Source organism: Pseudomonas sp. PAMC 25886, from assembly GCF_000242655.1.
In the GTDB taxonomy this organism is placed as follows: Bacteria; Pseudomonadota; Gammaproteobacteria; order Pseudomonadales; family Pseudomonadaceae; genus Aquipseudomonas.
In genome coordinates, this window is sequence record NZ_AHHC01000022.1 from 74,230 (window position 1) to 99,428 (window position 25,199).

Sequence of the window (25,199 nt, forward strand, 5' to 3'; positions counted from 1 at the left end):
AACGTGCACGGAGCATACACAAGCCAGCGCCCGGGCCAAACTGCTCCACGTCATTAAAATATCGCAATAATCAGCCGCAAACCTTGGGACCAGACGGCTCGAGTGAGACAGGACGCGGGCTGTGGCCAATGACCGACCGGTCATCACCGGGGGCAGATTGTTTGCCTGCCAGGCATAGCCTGTCGGGTTTTACATCGACCATCCGGCATTGGGATTTGCCCGACTCCCCCGGGCACCCTAGAATGCGCCGATGCGCGATGATCTCTCCCTTTTGCTGAACTCCCTCAACGATGCCCAACGCCAGGCCGTAGCCGCCCCCGTTGGCCGTCAGTTGGTCCTGGCCGGTGCTGGCTCCGGTAAAACCCGAGTGCTGGTGCACCGTATCGCCTGGTTGATCCAGGTCGAGAACGCCTCACCTCACTCCATCCTGTCGGTGACCTTCACCAACAAGGCCGCTGCCGAGATGCGTCATCGCATCGAGCAGTTGATGGGCATCAGCCCGGCCGGCATGTGGGTGGGCACCTTCCACGGCCTGGCGCACCGCCTGTTGCGGGCCCATTGGCGGGAAGCCGGGTTGAGCCAAACCTTCCAGATTCTGGACAGCGACGACCAGCAACGCCTGGTCAAGCGGGTGATCCGCGAGCTGGGCCTGGATGAACAACGCTGGCCGGTGCGTCAGGCCCAGTGGTTTATCAATGGCCAGAAAGATGAAGGCCTGCGCCCGCAACATATCCAGGCCAGCGGCGACCTGTTCCTGGCCACCATGCGCAGCATTTATGAAGCCTATGAAGTGGCCTGCCAGCGCGCTGGCGTCATCGACTTCTCCGAGTTGCTACTGCGTGCCCTCGACCTGTGGCGCGACAACCCGGGCTTGCTGGCGCACTACCAGAAACGCTTCCGGCACATCCTGGTGGACGAATTCCAGGACACCAACGCCGTGCAGTACGCCTGGTTGCGCCTGCTGGCAAAAGGCGGCGACAGCCTGATGGTGGTCGGCGATGACGACCAGTCGATCTACGGCTGGCGCGGCGCGAAAATCGAGAACATTTACCAGTACAGCGACGACTTCCCGGACGCCGAGACTATCCGCCTGGAGCAGAACTACCGCTCCACCGCCGGGATCCTCAAGGCCGCCAACGCCTTGATCGCCAACAACACCGGACGCCTGGGCAAAGAGCTATGGACCGACGGCGGCGAAGGCGAAGCGATCAACCTGTACGCGGCCTTCAACGAACATGATGAAGCGCGCTACGTGGTGGAAACCATCGAAAGCGCCCTGAAAACCGGCCTGGCCCGCAGCGACATTGCGATTCTTTATCGCTCCAACGCCCAATCGCGGGTGCTGGAAGAAGCCTTGCTGCGCGAACGCATTCCGTACCGCATCTATGGCGGCCAGCGCTTCTTCGAACGCGCCGAAATCAAAAACGCCATGGCCTACCTGCGCTTGCTGGAAGGCCGTGGCAACGATGCGGCGCTGGAGCGGGTGATCAACATCCCGGCCCGTGGCATCGGCGAGAAGACCGTCGAAGCGATTCGTGACCACGCCCGCCACAGCGATGTGTCGATGTGGGAAGCGATGCGCCTGCTGATCGCCAACAAGGGCCTGACCGGCCGCGCAGCCGGCGCCCTGAGCGTGTTTGTCGAGCTGATCGAAAACCTGGCCGCCAAGTGCATGGAAATGCCCCTGCACCTGATGACCCAGACCGTGATCGAGCAGTCCGGCTTGATCGCGTACCACGAAGCGGAAAAAGGCGAGAAAGGCCAGGCCCGGGTAGAAAACCTTGAGGAACTGGTCAGCGCCGCGCGCGCGTTCGAAAACACCGAAGAAGACGAAGACCTGACGCCATTGGCGGCATTCCTCGGCCACGCTTCGCTGGAAGCCGGCGACACCCAGGCTGACGAGCATGAAGACAGCATCCAGCTGATGACCTTGCACAGCGCCAAGGGCCTGGAATTCCCGTACGTGTTCCTGGTGGGCATGGAAGAAGGCCTGTTCCCCCACAAGATGAGCCTGGAAGAACCGGGCCGCCTGGAAGAGGAACGCCGCCTGGCCTATGTGGGCATCACCCGGGCCATGCAGAACCTGGTGATGACCTACGCCGAAACCCGACGCCTGTACGGCAGCGAGACCTACAACAAGGTGTCGCGCTTCGTACGTGAGGTGCCAAAGGGGCTGATCCAGGAAGTGCGCCTGTCCAACAGCGTCAGCCGACCGTTCGGCGGCGGCCAGCAGCAGAACTCCAGCAGCATGTTTGCCGGCTCGGAGATCCCCGAAACACCGTTCAGCCTTGGCCAGCAGGTCAAGCATGCGATCTTCGGCGAGGGCGTGATCCTCAACTTCGAAGGCGCCGGCGCCCAGGCCCGGGTGCAGGTGAACTTCGCCGAAGGCAGCAAGTGGCTGATGATGGGTTACGCCAAGCTCGAAGCAATCTGAAACAACTGTAGAACATGAAGGATGTTGGCCACCCCTTGTATTTGGCAGGGGTGGGGCCAATATCTGTAATAAGTCCTACAGACGATTCGGTGTTGGCCCTACGCAAAAGCCCGAAACACTATGCCGCTAGCCACTGCCATCACACCTGTGCAACATGGCGCGCGTGCAATCCACAAATGGGAATTCCCTTTATGAAACGTTTTCTTAGCATCGCCATGGCGTTGTGCATCGGCCTGACGATGAGCCTCGACGCCAACGCCAAGCGCTTCGGTGGCGGCAAATCCATGGGTTCGGCGCCGAGCCACCAGACCAGCCAAATGGCCCCATCCGGGGGCGGCATGGGCGGCGCAGCTGCGACCGCTGGTGCTGCCGGTGCCGCAGGCGCTGCTGCCAAGGCTGGCGGTGCTTCGCGCTGGTTGGGCCCTCTGGCCGGTATCGCGGCCGGCGGCCTGCTCGCCTCCATGTTCATGGGCGGCGGCTTCCAGGGCATGCAGATCTTCGACATCCTGATCATGGCGGTCATCGCCTTCCTGATCTTCCGCTTTATCGCCGCCCGTCGCCGCAAGCAACAGGAGCACCTGGCTCCAGCCGGCGCGCCGATGCAGCGTGAAGTGTTCGAGCAAAAGCCAGCACTGAACTCGATGTTTGGTGGTTCGGCTGCACCTGCCGCTGCTCGTCCGGTGATCAATGCGCCAGCCTGGTTCAACGAAGAGCGTTTCGTCGAAGCCGCACGTGGCCACTTCCAGGCCCTGCAGCAACACTGGGACGCCAACGAAATGGACAAGATCGCCGAGTTCGTGACCCCGCAATTGCTGGAGTTCCTCAAGCGCGAACGTGCCGACCTGGGCGACGGCTTCCAGTCGACCTACATCGAAGACCTGAAAGTGCAGCTTGAAGGTGTGGACGACCGCGCCGACAAGACCATCGCCACCCTGACCTTCAGCGGCGTGTCGAAGACTTCGCGTTTCGACCAGGGCGAAGTGTTCAGCGAAAGCTGGAACATGGAACGCCCGCAAGGCGAAAACCAGCCTTGGCTGGTCGCCGGTATCCGCCAGAACGGCTGATCCCTGCTCGCTTTGAGTAAGCAGTAACAAAAACCCCGGACTTGTCCGGGGTTTTCTATTTCACGGTTGCACTTATAGCGAGCTACTGTATAAAACGCCCCTATAAACCGCGCCATCTAGCAAGAGGATCCCGGCCGTGGAAGAAGTTATCGAACAATTGCGTGAAGCCAACGAACCGGTACCGGTTCCTCTGGAGCTGCCTGACGAAGACCAACTGGTGGAAATCGAGGAACAACTGTTCATCGATATCCCGTTCGTCTTCCGTGAATTTTTGCTGACCGTCAGCGATGTGGTCTACGGCAGCCTGGAGCCGGTGACTGTCACCGACCCACAGTCCCACACCTACCTGCCGGACGTTGCCGCCAACGCCTGGGACGCCGGTGTTGACCGCAGCATGATCCCGATCTGCCAGGACGGCGACGACTACTACTGCGTCGAAGAAGACGGCACTGTGGTGCTGTGGTCCGGCGAAGAAGAACTCGTCACCGAAGAAACCTGGGAATCGGTGTGGCACTGGGCGCGGGACGTCTGGCTGGAAAGCTGAGACCGGTTACCTGTGGCGAGCGAGCTTGCTCGCGCCGGGCTGCGAAGCAGCCCCCAGCCTCAGGCCACTCAGTGCTCCGGCGTATCCTTGTGGTTATCCAGGGTCTCCAGCAAGGCGACCTGCATCCGCGTATGCACGCGGATGAACCAACGCCAGAGCACGGCGGCCACCGCGGCCGTCACCACCGCGATCAGCACCAGCAACTTGTTGGTCGGCAGGATACTGGCCGACAAGGCTGCCAATAGCAGGAAAATCACCAGCAGCGACAGAATCGGGATCACTTCGGCGATCACCCGTCGTACACGCTGCGTGTGGCGCCCGGCCATTTCCGGCTTCACGCTCATCTCTGCCAGCAACATCGACAGCGCCTTGAGCTTTCGGTACGCCGCAATCAAAAACGGCAGCGACAGCAGCAACGCCCCACCCCAGATCAACGCCTTCTGCCAGCTCGGGTCGCTGACCCAGCCTTCCAGATAACTGCCAATGCGCGCCGCGAAAAAACTGCCGGCAAAGAAGATCGCCACCACCAGCGCCAGGTTCACACCCACCTGCAAAATGATCTTGCGGATCATCGACGCCAGCATCGCGCCCTCGCCCTGGGGTTGAATACTGCGCAGCCACTCGCCATACATCCCGAACACCCGGCTCAAACGCTTGGGCATCACCGCGGCGATCTTCAGCGACAGCGGGTCGGCACCACGAATCAGATACGGCGTGAGCAACGTGGTAATCGCTGAAACAGCCACCGCCACCGGATACAGGAAGTCACTGGTGACCTGCAACGTCATCCCCAGCGCGGCGATGATGAATGAAAATTCGCCAATCTGTGACAGGCCCATCCCCACCCGCAATGAAGTGCGGCCATCGTTACCCGCAATAAACGCCCCAAGGCCGCAAGACAACATCTTGCCCAGCACCACGGCCACGGTAATCACCGCAATGGGCCAGGCGTATTGCAGGAGGATTTGCGGGTCGATCATCAGGCCGATGGCGACAAAGAAGATCGCACTGAACATGTCACGAACCGGTTCGATCAGGCGCTCAATCTTCAGCAACTGCCGGGACTCGGCCATGATCGCGCCGATCAGGAATGCCCCCAGCACCATGCTGTATTCCAGCTTGACCACCAGCAGGCAGAAGCCGAAACACAGGCCCAGCACGGTGATCAGCAGCATCTCGTTGCTTTCGAACCTGGCCACGTACTCCAGCAGGCGTGGCACCAGCAAAATCCCGATGACCAGCGCGACAATCATGAACAGCGAGAGCTTGCCGACGGTGGAAAACACCTCGCCGGAGCTGACCGTGCCGCTGACGGCGATGCTCGACAGCAAGGCGATGATCCCGATGCCGAGGATGTCTTCGACGATCAGCACCCCGAAAATCAGCTGGGCAAAGCGCTGGTTTTTCATCTTCAGGTCGTTGAGCGCCTTGACGATGATGGTGGTCGAGGAAATCGCCAGGATCGCGCCGAGGAACAGTGAGTCCATGGTGTTCCAGTCGAACCAGCGGCCAATTTCATAGCCGATCCAGATCATCAGGATGATTTCGAGGAACGCCGCGATAAATGCGGTGGCGCCAACCTTGAACAACTTGCGCAGGCTGAACTCCAGGCCCAGGCAGAACATCAGGAAGATCACCCCCAGTTCGGCCAGAGTCTTGATGGTGTCTTCGTCGTGGATCAAACCAAACGGCGGGGTGTGCGGGCCGATGATGAAGCCGGCGACGATATACCCCAACACCACCGGCTGCTTGAGCCGATGAAACAGGATCGTCACCACCCCGGCCACCAGCATGATCACGGCCAGGTCCTGGATAAAGCTGATGGCGTGCATGGCGAGGGGCTCCTTGAGGGGTACTGGCGCTTTTCCCATTTCCACGCATTTGCCCCGAAAGGTCGCAATGAACGGAAAGAAAAGTCTGCCTTGATCGTAAGAATTGCCCTTGAGGTGGGCTTTTGAAGGGTAACACCGCGACTTGCGACAGAAAGCCGGTGCAATATATGGAAACAGATCGCCCCTGGCGTGACGGCAAGCCGGGCCCCAGCGTCCCGTTATGAATGGCTCTGCAAAGATTCCAGCACCCGCAGAGGTGCCTCCCCACCCAATGCCTACAACCCGTGAGTGTGCTATGGAACCCGGAAACGCCCAGCTGTCGATGACAGTATTGATGACCCCTGACATGGCCAACTTCTCTGGCAATGTGCACGGCGGCACGCTGCTCAAGTACCTCGACGAAGTGGCCTACGCCTGCGCCAGCCGTTACGCCGGCCGCTATGTGGTGACTTTGTCGGTGGACCAGGTGATTTTTCGCGAGCCGATCCATGTCGGTGAGCTGGTGACCTTTTTGGCCTCGGTCAACTACACCGGCAACACGTCGATGGAAGTGGGGATCAAGGTGGTCACCGAGAACATCCGCGAGCGCTCGGTGCGCCATACCAATAGCTGCTTCTTCACCATGGTTGCGGTGGACGACCAGCGCAAACCGGCCGCCGTGCCGCCGCTGCAACCGCAGAACAGTGAAGACAAGCGCCGGTTTGTGCAGGCTCAACAGCGCCGGCAGATTCGCCAGGAGCTGGAGAAGCGCTATCAGGAAATCAAGGCAGACGGGCCGTAAGAGCCCGCCGCTTTTTTTGTAGGAGCAAGCTCTCTCCTACCAGTGCCAGCAATCGTTAAAGCGCGTACACACATCAAAGCGCTGGTCCAACTGGGCCATGCGCTCCATGTGGTGGTTGATGGTGTCCAGCGCCACGCTTTTGCTGGTGTTCATGTAGTACCGAAGCATGTACTCGTCGCTCGCCGTAATCCGCTGGCGTACAGCGTCGTCCGTCGGCTGCAGCCACTGCTGCAACATGCCGTCATCAGTGCTGCGCAGGCGCAGGCGGTACACATCGGTATACATGCCCAGCGCCCGCGCCTGGCGGCCGGAAGCTTCGTCACTAAACTGCTTCAGGTTCTGCCGGTACTGAGCCCAGTAATCGTCCGGCAGGGTGAGCGTGCCCATCAATGCCTTGCGCTTGGCGATCAGTTCGTCGATTTTTTCCGGTGAAAACGTCGGACTATCAGCCTTGGGCGGGTCCAGCGTTGTGATCGCCCGGGCGTTTTCCGCGAGGATGCGGTCAATCAGCACCGTGCGCTGCGCCGTGTCGGGCAACGGCTTGGCAAATATCGGACTTTGACCCTGGCAAACCGGGAAACCCGTATCAAACACCGGCTGCGGGATACGCACATCTTTACCGCCAAATCGGCTCAGACGCTGGAACAACGTGCTGCAACGGCCGCGCTCCATATCAAAAGTCACTTCATATTCCTCGCCCGCCTTGGGCGTGAAGCTGAACGTCTTGCCGCAGATGTAGGAGCCACCGTTGGTGTTGATCGCCAACATGGTTTCCTTGCCGGGTGCCAGCTTGACCTCCAGCATGCCCCGGGCCTTGGCCGGCGGCGGCACGAGCATGTCGGCTCGGCGCTTGGTGTCCACCACCAGGAAGTTGTTGAGCATGCCCGTGTTCTGGCCCGTGCAGTGTTGTGCGTCGTAGATATCGAGGGTGGTGTTCGACGTGTTGGAGATGAACCGCAGCTTCGCCGCGTCGGGCGCGCTGGCATCCGTGTAGGCACCGTGGATACTGCATCCGCTGAGCAGAGATGCCAGGGCCAGGGCAGCCAATGCCCGTGGCGAATGAAGCAGGGATAGCGACATGATCTTCCTTGATGAACGCGGGGGCAAAAAGACGGCCGATACTACCGGACGCCCTTTGCCTTGCTCAATCAGGAATTTGCCTACAGCCCTATGGGCGTTGCCTCAAAGCGTACCCGCGGATGGGCAATCCGGTCCTGAGCGCGCACCAGTTCCAACTCATAGCTGGCGCACGCCTGGGTTTCCAACAGCACTTCGTGCACCGCCGCGGCCGTGAACTCAAAGGCCGCCACCAGGCTTTCGCCCAACAACACCCGCGCCAGGAACAGGCCCGACGTCAGGTCACCCACGCCCACTGGCTGGCGCGGGAACGCCAGCAGTGGCCGGCGCAGGTGCCAGCTGCCTTCGGCCGTCACCAGCAACATCTCGAAGCCGTCCGGCAGTTTGCCGGGGTAATCCAGGTGTTTGACCAGCACCGCTTTCGGCCCACGGGCCAACAAAGCACGGGCCATGCCCAGGCAATCGAACAGCGACTGCGGCTTGCGCCCGGCAAAGCTGTCCAGCTCCAGCTGGTTGGGGCACAGGAAGTCGGCCATGGCTGCCGCTTCGTCCAGCAGAAAGTCGCTGACCTCCTGGGGCACGATGCAGCCTTTTTCCGGATGGCCCATCACCGGGTCGCACAGGTACAGGGCCTTGGGGTTGATCGCCTTGATCCGCGCCACGCCGGTAAGAATCGCCCGGCCCTGGGCCGCGCTGCCCAGGTAACCTGACAGCACCGCATCACAGTTGCCCAGCTCGCCAATCGCCGCAATGCCTTCCACCAGCGCAGGAATTTGCTGCGGCGCCAACACTTCTCCCGCCCACTGACCATACTGAGTGTGGTTGGAGAACTGCACGGTATTGAGCGGCCACACGTTCACCCCGACCCGTTGCATGGGGAACACGGCGGCGCTGTTTCCGGCGTGGCCAAAGACCACATGAGACTGGATCGCAAGCAGATGGGGCGTACGTTTCATGCAGGGGATTTCCGTAAAGCCGTTGAAATTCTGGCTGCGCAGTATGCGACTAAACGCGGCCTGTACGACAGACCGGAGACGCAGTTAAGCTGGCCATACTTTGTTGGAGTTCATCGAATGCTGACCCTCGGAAATATCTTCGTGCTGATGCTGCTGGCGACCGGTGCTGCCTGGCTGTGGCACAACCACGGCCTGCGCGAGCGGGCGCTGGAACGGGTCAAGCAGCACTGCGCCAAGCTCGACATCGAGCTGCTCGATGGCGCTGTGGCATTGAAGCGCATCGGTTTTGTGAAGGATGCCAGCGGTCGGCGGCGCCTGGCGCGAATCTACAACTTCGAATTCACCGTGACCGGCGAAGCGCGGCACCCGGGGACCATCACCCAATTCGGCGCCCACAGCGCGCAAATCGAGCTGGCGCCCTACCCGTTCGAGATCAAGACGCCGCTGCCCAGCGCCGAGATCATCGAGCTCAGCCAGTGGCGCCAGGAGCACGGCAACAGCAAGACCCGTCACTGACGGCAAGCGGCTAACGCGTCCTGCAATTGCGCAACATCCTGCGCTTCACTGAAGATCAATTCGATACGCGAATCCCGGCGCCACTCGCTGGGTTGCCAGGCTAACGGGGCGTTATCCACAGCGTTGGCCGACACCCAGCCCTCCAGGCTGTGGATAACCAGCTTCGCCCGGCGCCAGGCCAACGACGCCAGCCAGTTTTGAAGGCGCCGTCGGTCGAATTGTTGGCCAGGATGCCAGCGCCAGCCAATGCTCCAGCCACCTTCCTGACCTTGGCTGAGGCAGATCGGCAATGCAGGGTCCGTCCAGATTGCCGGCATTTGCCCCACACCCTTGGGCACCTCGAAGTTATCCACAGCCGCTGCGGCTTGTGCGTTCAACCCCGGTAATTGCGCCAGGGGCAACTGCGCCTGCTGCGTCCAATAAATCGGCCGGTCAGGCAATTGCCCTTGAACCGCCAAGCGCTGCGCGTCACTCAGGGTTTCATTCTTGTTTAATACCAGTAGCCCGGCACTGGCCAAGGCTTCACGCTGGGCCTCAGGCAGGGGCTTACCCGCCGCCAACGCCTGGGCGTCGAGCACCAGAACGCAGGGCTGCACCGCCAGCACCTGCTGCCAGGGCGCTTCCCGCAGTTGCTTGAGCAACTGCGCCGGATGCCCCAACCCGGACGGCTCGATAAACAGCCGGTCGGGCTGGGCCTTACGCAACAAACGGCCCAGCCCTACCTGGAAAGGCGCCCCGTTGACGCAGCACAGGCAGCCACCCGCCACTTCACCAAGGGCAATACCGTCGTCATCACGTGTCAGCAACGCGGCATCCAGGCCAATCTGCCCGAATTCATTGATCAACACTGCCCAACGCTCGTTGGCCGGACGCTGGGCCAGCAGATGCTTGATCAGGCTGGTCTTGCCGGCGCCCAAGGGCCCGGCAATCACGTGGGTGGGTATGTTCTGCAGCATGGCGGGCATCATTCAGACCGTGTAGAGAGGTTTGATCCTACCCGGTTACGCCAACCAATCCAGCGTCAGAATCAACCGTCGCTCATCCGCTGGCAGCGGCGGCGAGCGATGGATCAGGCCAAAACCTTCGTTGCCGTGCCATTTTTCGCCTTTGAGCAAGGCCACTTCACCACAGTGGATTTGCTCAATGCGCTCTTGCGGCTCCGCACTCGCCTGGCTCAGGTGCCGCCGCTCCATCACGCCTTCGCGCAACCACTGGCTGCCGATGCCGGCGTAGGTGGTGATCAGCCGCACCGGTACGTGGTCCACGTGAAAACGCGGGCACATGGCCTTGTCCAACAACCGCAAACGCACGCCGATGCGCTTGGCACCCAGCAAACAGGCAAAGGCGCTGATCAGCCACGACACATCGGCAATAAAGCCTTCGTAGCCTTCAAGGTCTCGGCAGCCTGCTGCGAAGTCCTGCAAGTTGGGCGCGGCGTCTTCAGTGTTCAGCTCAACCACCAGCGACTCGGCCAGCGGCTCGTTGAGCGCCACCAGCAACGCGCCAAACTCGGCGATATGCAGAGGCAACTGGCGCTGCCACACGGCAAGGTTTACGCCGTCCTCAAGGATATCCGTGAGCACGGCCGGGGTTTCGCCGTGGATCTGGCGAATCACCGGGCGCAGTTTCAGGGTCGGTGCCAGCATCAGGCTGCCTCGTCGAACCAAGGGCCAAAGGGATCAGCCAACAAGCGCCAGCCTTCGACACCCGTGGCCATTTCATCGTCGGTCAGCAGGCAGGCGTCGAGCTCGGCGCTCATCTGCGCGAAGTCGATGTTCTGCCCGATAAACACCAGTTCCTGGCGGCAATCGCCAGTGCTCAATTGCCAGTTTTTCATGATCGCGGCGATACCTTCCTCGTCCTGTGGCCACTGGGTTTTCGGCACGAAACGCCACCAGCGCCCGGCAAAACCATGGCGCATCAGGCCGCCGGCCTGGGACCAGCTACCGGCGTCCTGGTGTTTACTGGCCAGCCAGAAAAAGCCCTTGGAGCGCAGCAGTTTTCCATTCACCCAGGGCCGATCGATAAAGTCGAAAAACCGCTGTGGATGGAACGGGCGGCGGGCACGATAGGCGGTGGAGGCGATGCCGTACTCTTCGGTTTCCGGCACATGCTCGCCCCGCAGTTCCTGCAACCAGCCCGGCGCCTGGGAAGCGCGCTCGAAGTCGAAACGACCGGTATTGAGGATCTTCGCCAGCGGCACTTCGCCCATGACCATCGGGATGATTTCCGCCTGGGCATTCAGGCGTTCGAGGATCGCCATCAACTCCTGGCGCTCGCTGCTGCTGATCAGGTCGATCTTGCTGATCAAAATCACGTCGGCAAATTCGATCTGCTCGATCAGCAGGTCGGTGATCGAGCGCTCGTCTTCCTCGCCCAGGGTTTCGCCCCGGGACGCCAGGCTTTCGGCAGCCTGGTAGTCGAGCAGGAAGTTCATGCCGTCGACCACGGTGACCATGGTGTCGAGCCGGGCGATGTCTGCCAGGCTCTGGCCTTCCTCATCACGGAAGGTAAAGGTTTCGGCCACCGGCAGCGGTTCGGAGATGCCGGTGGATTCGATCAACAGGTAATCAAACCGACCTTCCTTGGCGAGCTTTCCGACCTCTTCCAGCAAGTCTTCGCGCAAGGTGCAGCAGATGCAGCCGTTGCTCATCTCTACCAGTTTTTCTTCTGAGCGATTGAGGGTGACGTCGCGCTGGACCTCACTGCCGTCGATGTTGATTTCACTCATGTCGTTGACGATCACCGCCACCCGCAGGTTTTCGCGGTTGCGCAGGACGTAGTTGAGCAGCGTGCTTTTACCGGCGCCGAGAAATCCGGACAGCACAGTAACGGGGAGACGATTGGGCATCAGGTGTTCCTCATCAGGGTTGGCCGGTCAAATCGCCCGTTGATGGCGTTCGCGCAGCTCTTCACGTTCTTTGGCTTCGATACACAGGGTGGCCGTGGGGCGCAGCAACAGGCGCTTGAGGCCGATGGGCTCGCCGGTTTCGCGGCACCAGCCGTATTCGCCGCGGGCCAGGTGCTCCAGGGCTTCGTCGATCTTGTCCAACAGCTTCTTTTCGCGCTCCAACAGGCGCAGTTGCCATTGGCGCTGTTCTTCAGCACTGCCGACATCGGCGGGGTCGCTGTTGGGTTCCTGTTCGCGCAGTACCATGAATTCAGCGTCGATGCGCGTTTGCAGCTCAGTGCGCTGGGCCAGCAACAGCTCGCGGAAGAACCCTTGCTGGGCGTCATTCATGTAATCCGCGGACGGTTGGGCGAGAAGGTCTTGTTCGGTCATCGGAGAGGGTTCACGGGTCAGGCTGTTTTTTAATGTTATAGTATAACAGTGCAAATAAGCCAATCCCCCTTGCCCGCACTGACGAAGGGCGCAATGCTTGCAGCCGACTAACGCCCCGAGAGCCTCTATGAAATACCTGTTGTGCGCTGTGTTGCTGATCGTGGCGGGCCAGGCTAACGCCCAAGGACCCAGCCTGCTGGCCAACTGCACCCGCAGCGCCAACCTGCTGGCGTGCGTCGACGCGCAGGGCAACGCCTACAGCGTCGCGACGGCAGGCAGCACTACGTATTTGCGGGGTTTTGAGGTGATCGGCAAACGCTATTGGGCACAGACCAGCAGCCGCTACGGGCAACTGACGTTCTTTACCGGGTTGGCGTCCGATGGTGAAGCGTGGGTGGGCTACACGCGGCGAGTGGGCTGGACCACCCTCAACCGGTTTTCCAGTTCGGGTGGCGCCAGCGCCAAGTTCACCTGTAGCCGGATTACCGGCTGTTAGACCTGGCCATTCTTCTGTTCCTGAACCCAGGCCATGTAGCTGTTCATCGGCGGGTTCTTCTGGAAGTAGTTTTTCAGCCCTTCAAATAAACCGTCTGCCACCGCCTGTTGATGGCGTGCGGTGACCAGCCGCTGGGCGTCCTGGGTGTTGGAGATAAACCCGGTTTCCACCAGGATCGACGGCACGTCAGGCGACTTGAGCACCGCAAAACCGGCCTGTTCCACGCGCTTTTGATGCAGCGTGGTGATGCTTTGCAGGCTGCCCAGCACCGAGCTGCCCAGTTGCAGGCTGGAGGCGATGGTGGCGTTCATCGACATGTCGAGAATCACCCCGGCCAGCATCGGATCCTTGTCCTTGAGATTGAGCAAGGTGGTGGCGCCCAACAGGTCGGCGCCGTTTTCCCGCTGCGCCATGAACCGCGCGGTGGCGGACGTCGCGCCACCTTCCGACAACGCATAGACAGAAGCGCCGGACGCCGTCAGCCGTGGCGCTGCATCGGCGTGCACCGAGATAAACATGTCGGCCTTGTGCTGGCGGGCGATGTCCACGCGTTTACGCAGCGGCACGAAGAAGTCGTCGTTGCGCACCAGCTTCACATCAAAGCCCTTCTCGCGCTTCAGACGCTTGGCTAGCAGTTGGGCGATGGACAGCACCACGTCTTTTTCGCGCTGGCCCTTCGAGCCGATAGCGCCCGGGTCCTTGCCACCATGGCCGGGGTCGACCACCACGATGATGTCGCGTTTCGGATGCGCCTTGTCCACGGGTGCCGCCAAGGGTGCAGCCAAGGCCGCCGGCGCTGCCGCGATTTGCTGAGGTGCGTGAGTGGCACTGGTCAGGTCCAGCACCAGGCGGTGGCCCTGGCCATCCTGCGGCGGCAGCAGAAAGCTGTTGAGCTGCATCGGCGCCTTCAGATCCAGCACGATCCGCGTATCACCCTGGCCAAAGTGCCCCGAGCGAATCGAGGTAATGCCGCTGTTGGTCAGGGCCAGTTGGCTGAAATCCCCGGTCAGCTTCGCGCCGCTCAAATCAATGATCAACCGCTCCGGCGCGGTCAGGGTAAAGGTCTTGTATTGCACCGGGCCGCTGAGGTCCAGCACCAGCCGCAGCTTGTTATCCGAACGCCACAGCCGTGCATTGCGGATCTGCGCGGCAGACACGCCCAAGGGCAAGGTAAACACCGCACTGGCCAGCAGCAGGTTGAGGAGTTGACGTCTGTGCATGACTTACACCGCAAATAAAGGAGCTTCCGTACTCGACATGACTGAATAAAAGACAGAGCAGAAAAACTTTCGTCGACTCAATAGTAATAATATAACATGTCTTTTTATTTCCAACGATGGACCTGCTCATGAACGCGCTGACTCTGCCCGATATCGCCGCGCAGGCTTCACGCCAAGCCTTGCCGCTCGATTGGGTGGGCATGTGCGGCATTGCCCTGCCCATTCAGATCGACGGCCAGCGCCTCAGCGCCAAAGCCGATGCCGGCGTTAGCCTGGACGACGGTGAGGCCCGAGGTATTCATATGTCGCGGCTTTACCTGGCGCTGGAGATGCTTGAACAGCAGCCGCTTTCGCCAGCACTGCTGCGCAGTGTATTGCAACGTTTTCTCGACAGTCATGAAGGTTTATCCACAAATGCCTACCTGCGAATTCATGCAGACCTGCTGCTGAAACGTCCCGCGTTGGTCAGCCCATTGGCCGGCTGGAAAAGCTATCCGGTGAGCATCGAAGCGCGCCTGGAAAACCAGATGTTCCACGTGGAACTAAAAATTGACGTTACCTACTCTTCAACCTGCCCATGCTCGGCTGCCCTCGCCAGGCAATTGATTCAGCAGCAATTTATCGAAGACTTTGCCAACACGCCGCTGCAACACGAAGACGTGCTGACCTGGCTGGGCAGCGCCAACGGCATCGTCGCCACGCCCCACAGCCAACGCAGCAGTGCACTGTTGCAGATCCGCCTTGAGGGCGATCAACCAACACTGCCGTTGAAACAACTGATCGACGAGACCGAAGCCGCCCTCGGCACCGCCGTACAAACCGCCGTAAAGCGCGCGGACGAACAAGCCTTCGCCCTGGCCAACGGGCAGAACCTGATGTTCTGCGAAGACGCCGCCCGCCGCCTCAACCTCGCCTTGAAACGCTCGGATGCAGTCAAAGCCTTCCACTTGAAAGTGATCCACGCCGAAAGCCTGCACGCGCACGATGCCGTCGCTGAAAGCCGCTGGACGAGACCTTCCGAATGATCACCTGCACCGCCTTGCGCTGGGGCGCCCCCGGCCAACCACTCACCCCGGCTATCGATTTCTCCCTGGAAAAAGGCAGCCTCACCGGCATCATCGGCGCCAACGGCACTGGTAAAAGCAGCCTGCTGAAAGTCATCGCCGGCCTGCAGAAACCCCTGGCCGGGAAAGTGACGATTGATGTTCCACGCCGCGGTGGGCTGTCGTTCCTGCCCCAGCAACAGAACCTCGACCGCCAGTTCCCCATCAGCCTGCAAGAGTTGGTGGCCGCCGGGTTCTGGGGCAGCAAGCAAACCCCGCAACAACGCACCGAACGCTTGAACGCCGTGCTCGAAGATTGGTGCCTCAGTGGCCTGGAGCATCGGCCGTTGATGGCCTTGTCGGGTGGTGAACTGCAACGCGCCCTGCTCGCCCGCATGAGCCTGGCCGAGTCGCCGGTGTTGCTGCTGGACGAACCCCACGCAGCCCTCGACGAAGACGGCCAGGCGCTGTGCTGGAAACACATCCATGCCTGGCACGAAGAAGGCCGCACGGTGGTCGTGGTGTGCCATGACCTCGGCTCCGTCCGCCAGCACACCCAGCAAGTGGTGCAGATCAAAAGCAGTGGCTGCGTGTTCGGCTCCAGCAAAGAACTGATCCGCCCACAGCCGCACATGCAGGTGGCCTGATGCACTTCGCCGCTCATTTGTGGATGCCGTTTCTCGACTTTGTTTTTATGCGCCGCGCGCTTCTCGGCGGTCTGGTATTGGCGTGCAGCACCGCGCCGCTGGGGGTGTTCCTGATCCTGCGCCGCATGAGCCTGATCGGTGACGCGGTGTCCCACGGCATCCTGCCTGGCGCCGCGTTGGGCTTCTGGTTTGCCGGCCTGAGCCTGCCCGCGCTGACCATCGGTGGCCTGGGCGCCGGCCTGAGCATGGCCGGCCTCGCCGCCTGGATCACCCGCCGCACAGGGCTGAAGGAAGACGCCAGCCTCGCCGCCATCTACCCGATTTCCCTGGCCAGCGGCGTGCTGATCCTCGGCCTCGCCGGCAAGCGCCTGGACCTGCTGCACCTGCTGTTCGGCTCGGCCCTGGCGGTCGACGGCCCGACCCTCACCGGCATGCTCTGGGTCTCGGGCTTCAGCCTGATCGCCATGGTGGTGATCTACAAGCCGCTGCTGCTGGACACCCTCGATCCGCTGTTCCTGCAAACCGTCAGCCGCCTCGGCCCGCTGGCCCACGGTCTGTTTTTGACCCTGGTGGTGCTGAACCTGGTGATCGGTTTCCAGGCCATCGGCGCCCTGATGGTGGTCGGCTTGATGATGTTGCCGGCGATTGCTTCACGCTTCTGGAGCCGGCGCCTGCCGGTGTTGATCGCGATATCGGCGGTGCTGGGATGCCTGTCGGTGTGGCTTGGCTTGTTGTTGTCGTTCTACTACTCGCTGCCCAGCGGCCCGGCGATTGTGCTGGTGGCTGGCGGCTTGTACCTGCTGTCCGTGGTCTTCGGTCCGGTGCACGGCTTGCTGCGCCGCCCGCCTTTGCTTACATCCCAATGAGGTGTTTCCCGATGCGCGCTCTACTCGTGCTGTTCAGTGTGTTGCTGCCGCTGTCGTTCGCGACGGCCCAGGCTGCCGACAAGCTTCAGGTGGTTACCAGCTTCAGTATTCTTGACGACATGACCCACCAGGTCGGTGGCGATCATATCCAGATCAGCAACATGGTCGGACCCGACGCCGACGCCCATACCTACGAACCAACGCCAGACGACGCCAAGGCCCTGCTCAAGGCCAAGGTGATCATCAAAAATGGTCTGGGCTTCGAGCCGTGGCTGGATCGACTGGTCACCAGCACCGAGACCAAGGCGACTGTGGTCACCGCCAGTAAAGGCGTGTTGTCCCACACCATGGAAGAAGACGGCGAAACCATTCCCGACCCACACGCCTGGCACAACCTGGCGAACACCGTTATCTACGTAAACAACATCACCAAGGCGCTGATCGCTGCCGACCCGGCCAACAAGGCGGACTACGAGCACAACAGCCAGGTGTACCTGAAAGAAATCTACCGCCTGCTGGCGGAAGCCAAGGCCAAGTTCGGCGCCCTGCCACCGGGTAACCGCCGCATCGTGACGTCCCATGACGCCTTCGGTTACCTGGGCCAGGCCTACGGTATCGAGTTCCTGTCGCCTCAGGGTTTGTCCACCGAACGTGAACCGTCTGCCGCCGAAGTCGCCACGCTGATCACCCAGATCCGCAAGGACAAGGTCAAGGCCGTGTTCATGGAAAACATCAAGGATTCGCGCCTGCTCAAGCAGATCGCTGACGAAAGTGGCGCGCAAATCGGCGGCACCCTGTACTCCGACGCCCTCGCCGCAGAAGGCCCGGCCAGCACCTTTACCGGCCTGTTCGAATACAACCTCAACACCCTGTGCGCGGCCCTGAGCAAGCCATGACCCTGAGCATGCTCGACCTGGAAAAGGCTGCCCTCGGCAGCCGCTTTCCACTCGCTAGCGTGCTCGACGCCCTGCCGTGGAACAGCGATGGCCTGATTGCCGCCATCGCTCAGCAACACGGCAGCGGCGAGGTGTTGATGCTGGCCTGGATGAACCGCCGGGCCCTCGACGAAACCCTGGCCACCGGGCAGGTCTGCTACTGGTCCCGCTCGCGCCAGCAACTGTGGCGCAAGGGCGAAAGCTCCGGCCACCGGCAACAGCTCGTGGAGGCGCGCCTGGATTGCGACGGCGACGCCGTGCTGCTGATCGTCGACCAGCAAGGCCCGGCCTGCCACACGGGCCGGCCCACCTGTTTCTACAACGCCATCGAAGGCAGCCACGTACACATCATCACCGCGCCCCTCAAGGAACCTGACCCATGATCCGCAAGAACCCTTCCGGCGACCTGCCCGTGATTGCCGAATCGGCCTACGTCGACAAAACCGCGATCATCTGCGGCAAGGTGATCATCGGCGAGAACGTATTTGTCGGCCCCTACGCGGTGATCCGCGCCGACGAAGTCAACGCCAACGGCGACATGGACCCGATCACCATCGGCGCCAATTCGAATATCCAGGACGGCGTGGTCATCCACTCCAAATCCGGCGCCGCCGTGACCATCGGCGAGTTCACCTCCATTGCCCACCGCTCCATCGTCCACGGCCCGTGCACCGTCGGTAACCGGGTGTTTATCGGCTTCAACAGCGTGCTGTTCAACTGCGTGGTCGGCGACGGCTGCGTGGTGCGGCACAACTCCGTGGTCGACGGCCGCGATTTGCCCGCCGCGTTCTACGTGCCCTCCACCACCCGCATCGGCCCCAATACCGACCTGTCCCAGTTCCCGCCGGTGAGCGTCAGCGCTTCGGAGTTTTCCGAAGACGTGGCGCGCACTAACGTCGACCTGGTGCTGGGTTACAAAGCCCTGCAAAACGAGTTCTGACCATGAGCCGCCTGCTGATCCGCAACGCCCGCCTGGTAAACGAAGGCCAGGCATTCGAGGCCGACCTGCTGGTCGCCAATGGCCGCATCGAGAAGATCGCCAGCAGCATCGACAACGTAAATGCCCCGGTGGAAATCGACGCCCAAGGCCAGTGGCTGTTGCCCGGGATGATCGACGACCAGGTGCATTTCCGAGAGCCGGGCGCGCCGGACAAAGGCAGCTTCTACAGCGAGTCCCGCGCGGCGGTGGCCGGGGGCATCACCAGTTTCATGGACATGCCCAACACCAGCCCGGCCACCCTGAACCTGGAAGCCCTGGCCGACAAGAAACGCCGTGCCGCCCTGCATTCGGTGGCCAACTATGGCTTTCACTTTGGGGTGAGCAACGACAACCTCGACACCGTGGCCGCGCTGGACCCGCGTGAAGTCGCCGGCGTCAAAGTGTTCATGGGCGCCTCCACCGGCAATATGCTGGTAGATGACCCGAAGATTCTCGAGCGCCTGTTCGCCGAGGTGCCGACCATTCTCCTGGCCCACTGCGAGCACACGCCCAGCATCCACGCCAACGAGCAGCGGATGCGCGAACGCTTTGGCGACCACATCCCCGCCGTGGCGCATCCGCTGATCCGCGATGCGCAGGCCTGTTATCGCTCGTCGTCTTTGGCGGTGGAACTGGCCAAGCGGCATGGCACGCGCCTGCATGTGCTGCACATCACCAGCGCGCGGGAGTTGGTGCTGTTCGAAGACAAGCCCCTGGCGGAAAAACGCATCACCGCGGAGGTCTGCCTGCACCACTTATTGTTCGATGACCGCGATTACGCGCGCCTCGGCCACCAGATCAAATGCAACCCGGCGATCAAGACACGCGCCGACCGCAACGCCCTGCGCCTGGCATTGTTGAGTGACCGTCTGGATGTGATCGGCAGTGACCATGCGCCCCACACCTGGGCGCAAAAACAGCTGCCGTATCGAGAGGCGCCGTCGGGCTTACCGCTGGTGCAACACGCCCTGCCGGCACTGCTGGAGTTGGTGGCTGACGGCGTGTTGCCGCTGACCACCCTGGTGGCGAAAACCAGCCATCGCGTCGCGGACCTGTTTGCGATCCCCGACCGTGGCTACCTGCGGGAAGGTTATTGGGCCGACCTGGTGCTGATCAAACCCGAGCCCCTCGGCAAGCCCGTCAGCAGCGAGCCTATCCTGGCGCGCTGCGGCTGGACGCCCTTTGCCGAGCGCAGCTTCCGGCACAGCGTCAGCACCACGCTGGTCTCCGGCCATCTGGCCTGGCACGACGGGCGCGTGCACGACAGTTGCCAGGGGTTGCCGCTGCATTTTCAGCGCTGACAAGGATTGGGGCCGGCAACCCAACCCACTGTGGGAGCTGGCTTGCCTGCGATGCGGGCGACTCGGTTTCTCAGTAAACCCGAGGTGATGCAATCGCAGGCAAGCCAGCTCCCACACTTTGGTGCGGTTGTTCTTAAGCGCGGGGTTTGACCGTACCGCAGTTGCTGCCCAGCCACTGCGCGTGAGTGTCCAGGCTGCCCTTCTGCTGCACGCCGGTGGCGTTGAAAGTACCGTTAACCGTGGTGGTGAACTCCTGCTGGCTCTGGAACGTCGCCACGCCGGTGCCCTGGGCTTTCGGGCAGCTGAAGCGGAATTTCCACTGGTTGCCGGTCTTGTCCGTCACTTCCTGTTTGCAGCCCGATTGCGGGTCGGTCAGCGGGATGGAGTCGGACGCTACCTGGGCTTGTGTCAGGCACACCTGCACGCCTTTGCCGGCCATGGTGATGCCTTGCTTCTCAAGCATGGCCCGTTGTTCGGGAGTCATCTGTTGCTTGAGCTGACCGAGGATCAGCGACAAGTCCGGCAGGTCCTGGTTATCGACCTTCATGTTGCTGGTGGTCAATTCCCACAAGCCCGGCGCCAACATCTGCGCTTGCGCCGCCACGGGCAGCGTTAAACCAACAACCATGGCCAAACCAAGCAGACGAGCATTCATCGGGTAACTCCTGGGTAATTGTCGGCGTTAGACGCCGCAAAAGCGCCAGTGTTGCACAGCAAATAAAATAGCGACATTCGTGGCCGAACATGGTCTGTTAGGCACTTGTTTGTCAGGAGTACCGTTGTCCATGGATTTCTTTGGCCCGCACCTGCTCGCCTATTTCATCGCCACCCTGCATTTTCTGGGCACCCTTGCCGCCATCCATGCGGTGCTGACCGTCAGGACCGCCCAAGGCTCGATTGCCTGGGCCTTGTCGCTGATGTTCATCCCTTACCTGACGCTGATTCCCTACCTGATCTTCGGCCGCAGCACCTTCGACGCCTACATCCAGGCGCGGCGCCAGGCCAACCAGGAAATGCACAAAGCGATTACCGAGCTGAACTGGCGCCCGTGGGTCGAAGAAGCACTGGCCGCGCGCAACTCCCAAGCCTATGCGTCACTGCGGGCCATGCCCAAGCTGGGGCGCATGCCGTGCCTGGCGAACAATCAGGTGCGCTTGCTGATCAATGGCGAGGCCACGTTCAGCGCGATTTTCGAAGCCATCCGTTCCGCGAAGACGGCCGTCTTGTTCCAGTTCTTCATCATTCATGACGACGAACTCGGCCGCCGGTTGCACACGTTGCTCAAGGAAAAGGCCGCCGAAGGCGTGGCGATTTTCGTCCTGTATGACCGTATCGGCAGCCATGCCCTGCCCCATCGTTATGTGCAGTCGCTGCGGGACGCCGGGGTGCAGGTCAAGGCCTTCGCCACGCGCAGTGGCTGGCTAAACCGCTTCCAGGTCAACTTCCGTAACCACCGCAAGATCGTGGTGGTCGATGGCATTACCGGGTTTGTCGGCGGGCATAACGTCGGCGATGAATACCTGGGCAAGAAGCCGCCCCTGGCGCCGTGGCGCGACACCCATGTGCAGGTCAGCGGCCCGGTGGTGGCGTGCTTGCAGGAATCGTTTGCCGAGGACTGGTTCTGGGCCGCGCGCGAGCTGCCGCCGCTGCTGCTGCCGGACACCTATCCCGATGACGGCGTGCTCTGCCAGTTGCTGGCCAGCGGCCCGGCGGATCCCTACGAGACGTGCTCGCTGTTTTTCGTCGAGGCGATTCATGCGGCGACCGAGCGGGTGTGGATCACCAGCCCGTATTTCATTCCCGATGAAGCGGTGTTTTCCGCACTCAGGCTGGCGGTGTTGCGCGGGGTCGATGTACGCCTGCTGCTGCCGTCGCGGCCCGATCACCGCATCGTGTACGCGGCCTCCAGCCTGTACGCGATCGAAGCCGTGCGCGCCGGGGTGCGGGTATTCCGCTACACGCCGGGGTTCCTGCATCAGAAAGTGGTGTTGGTGGACAGTGAAATCAGCGCCATCGGCAGTGCGAACCTGGATAACCGTTCATTCCGGCTGAATTTCGAAGTGATGTTGCTGACGGTGGATGACACCTTCGCCAGTCAGGTGGAGCATATGTTGCTGGATGACTTCGCCCTGGCCCATGAAATCAGCCAGGAAGAAAGCCGCCAGACCCATCGCCTGCAACAACTGGGCATGCGGGTCGCGCGGCTTATTTCTCCAATTTTGTAAGGCTTGCACCGAACCAAATGTGGGAGCGGGCTTGCTCCCACATTTAGATCACCGGTGCCACTGCTTACTGATACAGGTCATCCCGCGTCCACGGCAGCTCATGGCTACCATCGGCATGGGGTTTCACCGCCAGAATCTGGTGCAGGTTGATCCAGCCCCGGGCAAACGCATAGGCACAGCCGGCCAGGTACAGCCGCCAGATGCGCAAGGCTTGCTCCGGCACCATCTTGCCCGCCGCTTCCAGGTTGTCTTCCAGGCGCTCGCTCCAGTGATCCAGCGTGCGCGCGTAGTGCAGGCGCAGGCTTTCGACGTCGACCACTTCCAGCCCGACTTCGCTGATCTCGGCGGTCATCATCGCCAGGTGCGGCAGCTCGCCATTGGGAAACACATAGCGCTCGATAAAGTCCCCGGCGCCACGGCCCACAGGCCGGCCATCGGTGTGCTTGGCGGTAATGCCATGGTTCATCACCAGGCCGCCCTCACGCACCGCGCCGTACAAAATCTTGCAGTACTCCGCCAGGTTGGCGTGGCCGACGTGTTCAAACATCCCCACGCTCACCACTTTGTCGAAGCGGCCATCCTGGGGCAGGTCGCGGTAGTCCAGCAGCGTCAGCTCCACCTGATCTTCCAGGCCTTCGGCTTTCACTCGCTCCTGGGCCAGCTCCAGCTGCTCCTTACTCAGGGTGATGCCGAACACCTTGACCCCGAATTCCCGCGCGGCATACCGCGCCAGCCCGCCCCAACCGCAGCCCACATCGAGCAAATACTCGCCCGGCTGCAGCCGCAGTTTGCGGCACAGGTGGCGGAATTTGTCTTGTTGGGCTTGATCGAGGGATTCGCTGCCGGTCTCGAAATACCCGCAGGAATAGGCCATGTCACGGTCCAGCCAAAGCTGGTAGAACTCGTTGGACAGGTCGTAATGGTAGGAAATAGCGGCTGCGTCAGTGGCCTTGTCGTGGATCGAGCGCACCGGACGAGTGTCCTCCTCGTCCTCAACCAGGGCATGACTCAACTCGTCGACCACCCTGATCACTTCGGAAATGGAGCCTTCCAGCTCCAGTTTGCCCTCGACGAAGGCTTCGCCCAGTGAGTCGAGCGTTGGATGGCTGAGCGTTGAAACCATCATGGGGTCCTTGACCACAATGGTGACGCTGGGATCCGGGCCCAGGTTAAATTCATGGCCGTCCCAGAGTCGAAGACGCAGCGGTAGCTTGAGATTCTGTAAGGCCGGTGGAAGTTGCGCGAGCATGAGTAGTCCCCCCTTGTTTCAGACGTCTGAAATGAGGGTAGACCATTCACAGAAAAATTAGCAGGCTATCGAAACAATAGCCCTTTTCTATGGTGCCCGCCGCTGGAGCAAACCGTCCTGGACCCACTGTTTCAGCCAGGTAACCGCTTGCAATGGCGCGCCCTCCTGGTAAGTGACTGCCAACTCGGCGCACAGTTCGGAAAAGTTCCAGCCAGTGCTGACCATGCCCGTCAGCGCGCTGGCTTCCGCCGGTTCCAGGCTACGGTATTGGCACACATTGTCGTGGCGCCAGACCAGGCAGACCTGCGCCAACGGCAAGGCCTCGCTGCCGGGAAAGTCCCACTCGCCCTTGCTCGCGCGCCAGATACCCAGGCTGTTGAAGTCACACGCTACTTGCTGCACCGACGGGGCCAGTTGCACCTGCAACCCGGGCCAGTCTTCAGGCGGCAGCGTGGCCATGTCTTGCAGGGCCAACGGCTCGCCCTGCGGCGCATCAAAGGCCAGGGTGAAGGCCCATTCCAGCCGCGCCAGCTCGGCCAACGGCGCGCCTTGGCCGGCGTAATGCTCGAGGATAAACCCGGGAAAACGCTCGCCAAACCAGCGCAGGCTGTAGTGGGCCGAGGGATAGCGGCGGATATAGGCCGAACCCAACGCTGCAAACTCCTCGTCCCCCAGCCAATACCAGATGGCGCTGAAGTCATCGCGCAACACTTCCTGCAACCGTGCGTGATAGGCGTTGTGGTAAATCGCCAGGCCCGTCTCTACATCCAGGGTCGGGCCACCGATCAGGGTGGCGCTGAAGCGGTTGTCGGCGGTGAACGTCTCTGCCAGCAACTGCTGTTCAAACGCCAATTGCCAATCGATCAGGCGCATAACGCCCTCCTGTCCAATGCGCTGGCGCCCAGCTCGCGGGCCTTGCTCAGTTCGTCGAGCAGCTCTTGGAACGGCGGGAAATGATCATCACGCTCCAGCAACGTCGAAACCGGCCCAAGGTGCTCCAGCGTCTGCTGATACAGCGCCCACACCGGATCGCATACCGGGTGGTCATGGGTGTCGATCAGGTAGTCGCCGTAATCCATGTGCCCGGCCAGGTGCAATTGGCGGATACTTTCGGGCGGCAGGTTGCGGATAAATTCCCAGGCATCGAACCCGTGGTTGCGCGAGCTGACGTACACGTTGTTCACGTCCAGCAGCAACTGGCAGCCGGTGAGATGGGTCAGGGCGTTGAGAAACTCCCACTCGGTAAACTCGTCCGCCTTGGCGCGTACATAGCTGGAGACGTTTTCCAGCACGAAGGGACGCTGCAACACGTCCTGCACTTGCCGCACGCGACCGGCGACGTGGTACAGGCTTTCTTCGGTGTAGGGCAGCGGCAGCAGGTCATGCAACTGGTGCGCGTTGCCGCGACTCCAGCACAAGTGATCGGAAATCCATGCCGGCTGGATGCGTTCCGACAGCTGCTTGAGTTGTTTCAGGTAATCGATATCGAGGGCATGGGGCCCGCCGATGGACAGGGACACACCGTGCATCACCAACGGATAACGCTCGGCGATCGCGTCCAGGTAGTACAAGGCCTTGCCGCCCTGAACCAGATAATTCTCGGAGATCACTTCGAACCAATCCACGGCCGGCGATTGTTCAAGGATCTGCTGGTAGTACTCGCTGCGTAGACCCAGGCCGTAACCCAGACTCGGAAGGGAGGCGGACATAAAAACACTCCTGGGGAAAGTGTCCGCAGCGGCGGGGGGCCC

The 25,199-nt window shown here is 61.5% G+C and carries 26 protein-coding genes; 14 read left to right on the forward strand and 12 right to left on the reverse strand.

What is annotated here, in order from left to right:
* Window positions 1–250: 250 nt before the first annotated feature.
* From uvrD to MUM_RS0106710, 3 genes are all read left to right on the forward strand, one after another.
* The gene (gene uvrD / locus MUM_RS0106700; RefSeq protein WP_010168373.1) at window positions 251–2,434 is read left to right on the forward strand and encodes a DNA helicase II; all 2,184 of its coding nucleotides are present in this window, start codon (window positions 251–253) and stop codon (window positions 2,432–2,434) included.
* Between the two features lie 191 nt (window positions 2,435–2,625).
* On the forward strand, window positions 2,626–3,498 hold the full coding sequence (locus MUM_RS0106705; protein WP_010168374.1) for a Tim44 domain-containing protein: 873 nt from the start codon (window positions 2,626–2,628) through the stop codon (window positions 3,496–3,498).
* Between the two features lie 136 nt (window positions 3,499–3,634).
* A complete protein-coding gene (locus MUM_RS0106710) occupies window positions 3,635–4,042 on the forward strand; it encodes an SMI1/KNR4 family protein (protein ID WP_003213456.1) in 408 nt (135 codons plus the stop codon).
* Window positions 4,043–4,110: 68 nt separating this feature from the next.
* Here the strand turns inward: MUM_RS0106710 and MUM_RS0106715 are convergent, their stop codons facing one another.
* On the reverse strand, window positions 4,111–5,874 hold the full coding sequence (locus MUM_RS0106715) for a cation:proton antiporter (RefSeq protein ID WP_010168375.1): 1,764 nt from the start codon (window positions 5,872–5,874) through the stop codon (window positions 4,111–4,113).
* Between the two features lie 295 nt (window positions 5,875–6,169).
* Between MUM_RS0106715 and MUM_RS0106720 the strand changes: the two genes are divergently transcribed.
* Entirely contained in the window at window positions 6,170–6,655 is a 486-nt protein-coding gene (locus MUM_RS0106720) for an acyl-CoA thioesterase (protein WP_003213461.1), read from the forward strand.
* A gap of 36 nt (window positions 6,656–6,691) precedes the next feature.
* Here the strand turns inward: MUM_RS0106720 and MUM_RS0106725 are convergent, their stop codons facing one another.
* Window positions 6,692–7,735 carry a hypothetical protein gene (locus tag MUM_RS0106725; RefSeq protein WP_010168376.1) on the reverse strand — a complete coding sequence of 348 codons (1,044 nt, stop codon included), beginning with the start codon at window positions 7,733–7,735 and terminating at the stop codon, window positions 6,692–6,694.
* Window positions 7,736–7,815: 80 nt separating this feature from the next.
* The gene (gene pdxY, locus MUM_RS0106730; RefSeq protein ID WP_010168377.1) at window positions 7,816–8,688 is read right to left on the reverse strand and encodes a pyridoxal kinase PdxY; all 873 of its coding nucleotides are present in this window, start codon (window positions 8,686–8,688) and stop codon (window positions 7,816–7,818) included.
* A gap of 117 nt (window positions 8,689–8,805) precedes the next feature.
* Between pdxY and MUM_RS0106735 the strand changes: the two genes are divergently transcribed.
* Window positions 8,806–9,204, forward strand: a complete 399-nt coding sequence (locus tag MUM_RS0106735; RefSeq protein ID WP_010168378.1) for a DUF3301 domain-containing protein — start codon at window positions 8,806–8,808, stop codon at window positions 9,202–9,204.
* Here MUM_RS0106735 and MUM_RS0106740 read toward each other — a convergent pair.
* From MUM_RS0106740 to dksA, 4 genes are read right to left on the reverse strand one after another with little or no spacing between them, the layout of a single operon-like run.
* Complete coding sequence (locus MUM_RS0106740; protein ID WP_010168384.1) at window positions 9,198–10,160, reverse strand: CobW family GTP-binding protein; 963 nt, start codon at window positions 10,158–10,160, stop codon at window positions 9,198–9,200. The two genes, MUM_RS0106735 and MUM_RS0106740, sit on opposite strands and share 7 nt — an antisense overlap.
* Before the next feature lie 45 nt (window positions 10,161–10,205).
* Window positions 10,206–10,850 (reverse strand): DUF1826 domain-containing protein, encoded by a 645-nt coding sequence (locus MUM_RS0106745; RefSeq protein WP_010168386.1) that lies wholly within the window; start codon window positions 10,848–10,850, stop codon window positions 10,206–10,208.
* The gene (gene zigA, locus MUM_RS0106750) at window positions 10,850–12,055 is read right to left on the reverse strand and encodes a zinc metallochaperone GTPase ZigA (protein WP_010168388.1); all 1,206 of its coding nucleotides are present in this window, start codon (window positions 12,053–12,055) and stop codon (window positions 10,850–10,852) included. Before zigA ends, MUM_RS0106745 begins: the two co-directional genes overlap by 1 nt.
* A gap of 27 nt (window positions 12,056–12,082) precedes the next feature.
* Entirely contained in the window at window positions 12,083–12,487 is a 405-nt protein-coding gene (dksA, locus tag MUM_RS0106755; protein WP_010168390.1) for an RNA polymerase-binding protein DksA, read from the reverse strand.
* A gap of 127 nt (window positions 12,488–12,614) precedes the next feature.
* Here dksA and MUM_RS0106760 point away from each other — a divergent pair, with 127 nt between their 5' ends.
* Window positions 12,615–12,983, forward strand: coding sequence for a hypothetical protein (locus tag MUM_RS0106760; RefSeq protein WP_010168393.1), 369 nt, complete (start codon window positions 12,615–12,617; stop codon window positions 12,981–12,983).
* On the opposite strand, the gene MUM_RS0106765 is transcribed toward MUM_RS0106760, so the two are convergent.
* The gene (locus MUM_RS0106765) at window positions 12,980–14,203 is read right to left on the reverse strand and encodes an N-acetylmuramoyl-L-alanine amidase (RefSeq protein WP_010168395.1); all 1,224 of its coding nucleotides are present in this window, start codon (window positions 14,201–14,203) and stop codon (window positions 12,980–12,982) included. The two genes, MUM_RS0106760 and MUM_RS0106765, sit on opposite strands and share 4 nt — an antisense overlap.
* Window positions 14,204–14,331: 128 nt before the next feature.
* On the opposite strand from MUM_RS0106765, the gene folE2 reads away from it, so the two are divergent.
* Genes folE2 through MUM_RS0106800 form a run of 7 tightly spaced genes read left to right on the forward strand, consistent with a single transcriptional unit; the run spans window position 14,332 to window position 19,974 of the window.
* Entirely contained in the window at window positions 14,332–15,228 is an 897-nt protein-coding gene (folE2, locus tag MUM_RS0106770) for a GTP cyclohydrolase FolE2 (protein WP_010168401.1), read from the forward strand.
* Window positions 15,225–15,893, forward strand: a complete 669-nt coding sequence (locus MUM_RS0106775; protein WP_010168402.1) for a metal ABC transporter ATP-binding protein — start codon at window positions 15,225–15,227, stop codon at window positions 15,891–15,893. The genes folE2 and MUM_RS0106775 overlap by 4 nt, the downstream gene beginning before the upstream one ends.
* On the forward strand, window positions 15,893–16,759 hold the full coding sequence (locus MUM_RS0106780) for a metal ABC transporter permease (protein WP_010168404.1): 867 nt from the start codon (window positions 15,893–15,895) through the stop codon (window positions 16,757–16,759). Before MUM_RS0106775 ends, MUM_RS0106780 begins: the two co-directional genes overlap by 1 nt.
* Window positions 16,760–16,770: 11 nt before the next feature.
* On the forward strand, window positions 16,771–17,655 hold the full coding sequence (locus MUM_RS0106785) for a metal ABC transporter substrate-binding protein (protein ID WP_010168406.1): 885 nt from the start codon (window positions 16,771–16,773) through the stop codon (window positions 17,653–17,655).
* Window positions 17,652–18,077: a phosphoribosyl-AMP cyclohydrolase gene (hisI, locus tag MUM_RS0106790; RefSeq protein ID WP_010168408.1), complete on the forward strand. Its 426-nt coding sequence runs from the start codon at window positions 17,652–17,654 to the stop codon at window positions 18,075–18,077. The genes MUM_RS0106785 and hisI overlap by 4 nt, the downstream gene beginning before the upstream one ends.
* Window positions 18,074–18,634 carry a gamma carbonic anhydrase family protein gene (locus MUM_RS0106795; RefSeq protein ID WP_010168409.1) on the forward strand — a complete coding sequence of 187 codons (561 nt, stop codon included), beginning with the start codon at window positions 18,074–18,076 and terminating at the stop codon, window positions 18,632–18,634. The genes hisI and MUM_RS0106795 overlap by 4 nt, the downstream gene beginning before the upstream one ends.
* Window positions 18,635–18,636: 2 nt before the next feature.
* Window positions 18,637–19,974, forward strand: a complete 1,338-nt coding sequence (locus tag MUM_RS0106800; RefSeq protein WP_010168410.1) for a dihydroorotase — start codon at window positions 18,637–18,639, stop codon at window positions 19,972–19,974.
* 133 nt (window positions 19,975–20,107) lie between these two features.
* On the opposite strand, the gene MUM_RS0106805 is transcribed toward MUM_RS0106800, so the two are convergent.
* Complete coding sequence (locus MUM_RS0106805; protein WP_010168411.1) at window positions 20,108–20,629, reverse strand: DUF3617 domain-containing protein; 522 nt, start codon at window positions 20,627–20,629, stop codon at window positions 20,108–20,110.
* A gap of 130 nt (window positions 20,630–20,759) precedes the next feature.
* Between MUM_RS0106805 and cls the strand changes: the two genes are divergently transcribed.
* Window positions 20,760–22,199 (forward strand): cardiolipin synthase, encoded by a 1,440-nt coding sequence (cls, locus tag MUM_RS0106810; RefSeq protein ID WP_010168412.1) that lies wholly within the window; start codon window positions 20,760–20,762, stop codon window positions 22,197–22,199.
* A gap of 64 nt (window positions 22,200–22,263) precedes the next feature.
* Here the strand turns inward: cls and cfaB are convergent, their stop codons facing one another.
* From cfaB to bufB, 3 genes are all read right to left on the reverse strand, one after another.
* Entirely contained in the window at window positions 22,264–23,448 is a 1,185-nt protein-coding gene (gene cfaB / locus MUM_RS0106815) for a C17 cyclopropane fatty acid synthase CfaB (protein WP_010168413.1), read from the reverse strand.
* A gap of 87 nt (window positions 23,449–23,535) precedes the next feature.
* On the reverse strand, window positions 23,536–24,321 hold the full coding sequence (locus MUM_RS0106820) for an HvfC/BufC N-terminal domain-containing protein (protein ID WP_010168414.1): 786 nt from the start codon (window positions 24,319–24,321) through the stop codon (window positions 23,536–23,538).
* The gene (bufB, locus tag MUM_RS0106825; protein WP_010168418.1) at window positions 24,312–25,157 is read right to left on the reverse strand and encodes an MNIO family bufferin maturase; all 846 of its coding nucleotides are present in this window, start codon (window positions 25,155–25,157) and stop codon (window positions 24,312–24,314) included. The genes MUM_RS0106820 and bufB overlap by 10 nt, the downstream gene beginning before the upstream one ends.
* Window positions 25,158–25,199: the final 42 nt, after the last annotated feature.

Excerpts from the sequence above, each read along its gene's own strand:
- cfaB (WP_010168413.1), bottom strand. The coding sequence starts at position 23,448 with ATGCTCGCGCAACTTCCACCGGCCTTACAGAATCTCAAGCTACCGCTG.
- bufB (WP_010168418.1), bottom strand. The coding sequence starts at position 25,157 with ATGTCCGCCTCCCTTCCGAGTCTGGGTTACGGCCTGGGTCTACGCAGC.
- MUM_RS0106760 (WP_010168393.1), top strand. The coding sequence starts at position 12,615 with ATGAAATACCTGTTGTGCGCTGTGTTGCTGATCGTGGCGGGCCAGGCT.
- MUM_RS0106780 (WP_010168404.1), top strand. The coding sequence starts at position 15,893 with ATGCACTTCGCCGCTCATTTGTGGATGCCGTTTCTCGACTTTGTTTTT.
- MUM_RS0106715 (WP_010168375.1), bottom strand. The coding sequence starts at position 5,874 with ATGCACGCCATCAGCTTTATCCAGGACCTGGCCGTGATCATGCTGGTG.
- MUM_RS0106820 (WP_010168414.1), bottom strand. The coding sequence starts at position 24,321 with ATGCGCCTGATCGATTGGCAATTGGCGTTTGAACAGCAGTTGCTGGCA.
- folE2 (WP_010168401.1), top strand. The coding sequence starts at position 14,332 with ATGAACGCGCTGACTCTGCCCGATATCGCCGCGCAGGCTTCACGCCAA.
- MUM_RS0106740 (WP_010168384.1), bottom strand. The coding sequence starts at position 10,160 with ATGCTGCAGAACATACCCACCCACGTGATTGCCGGGCCCTTGGGCGCC.
- MUM_RS0106795 (WP_010168409.1), top strand. The coding sequence starts at position 18,074 with ATGATCCGCAAGAACCCTTCCGGCGACCTGCCCGTGATTGCCGAATCG.
- MUM_RS0106745 (WP_010168386.1), bottom strand. The coding sequence starts at position 10,850 with ATGCTGGCACCGACCCTGAAACTGCGCCCGGTGATTCGCCAGATCCAC.
- MUM_RS0106785 (WP_010168406.1), top strand. The coding sequence starts at position 16,771 with ATGCGCGCTCTACTCGTGCTGTTCAGTGTGTTGCTGCCGCTGTCGTTC.
- cls (WP_010168412.1), top strand. The coding sequence starts at position 20,760 with ATGGATTTCTTTGGCCCGCACCTGCTCGCCTATTTCATCGCCACCCTG.
- MUM_RS0106720 (WP_003213461.1), top strand. The coding sequence starts at position 6,170 with ATGGAACCCGGAAACGCCCAGCTGTCGATGACAGTATTGATGACCCCT.
- MUM_RS0106705 (WP_010168374.1), top strand. The coding sequence starts at position 2,626 with ATGAAACGTTTTCTTAGCATCGCCATGGCGTTGTGCATCGGCCTGACG.
- MUM_RS0106800 (WP_010168410.1), top strand. The coding sequence starts at position 18,637 with ATGAGCCGCCTGCTGATCCGCAACGCCCGCCTGGTAAACGAAGGCCAG.
- MUM_RS0106805 (WP_010168411.1), bottom strand. The coding sequence starts at position 20,629 with ATGAATGCTCGTCTGCTTGGTTTGGCCATGGTTGTTGGTTTAACGCTG.
- hisI (WP_010168408.1), top strand. The coding sequence starts at position 17,652 with ATGACCCTGAGCATGCTCGACCTGGAAAAGGCTGCCCTCGGCAGCCGC.
- uvrD (WP_010168373.1), top strand. The coding sequence starts at position 251 with ATGCGCGATGATCTCTCCCTTTTGCTGAACTCCCTCAACGATGCCCAA.
- dksA (WP_010168390.1), bottom strand. The coding sequence starts at position 12,487 with ATGACCGAACAAGACCTTCTCGCCCAACCGTCCGCGGATTACATGAAT.
- MUM_RS0106725 (WP_010168376.1), bottom strand. The coding sequence starts at position 7,735 with ATGTCGCTATCCCTGCTTCATTCGCCACGGGCATTGGCTGCCCTGGCC.
- zigA (WP_010168388.1), bottom strand. The coding sequence starts at position 12,055 with ATGCCCAATCGTCTCCCCGTTACTGTGCTGTCCGGATTTCTCGGCGCC.
- MUM_RS0106765 (WP_010168395.1), bottom strand. The coding sequence starts at position 14,203 with ATGCACAGACGTCAACTCCTCAACCTGCTGCTGGCCAGTGCGGTGTTT.
- MUM_RS0106775 (WP_010168402.1), top strand. The coding sequence starts at position 15,225 with ATGATCACCTGCACCGCCTTGCGCTGGGGCGCCCCCGGCCAACCACTC.
- pdxY (WP_010168377.1), bottom strand. The coding sequence starts at position 8,688 with ATGAAACGTACGCCCCATCTGCTTGCGATCCAGTCTCATGTGGTCTTT.
- MUM_RS0106735 (WP_010168378.1), top strand. The coding sequence starts at position 8,806 with ATGCTGACCCTCGGAAATATCTTCGTGCTGATGCTGCTGGCGACCGGT.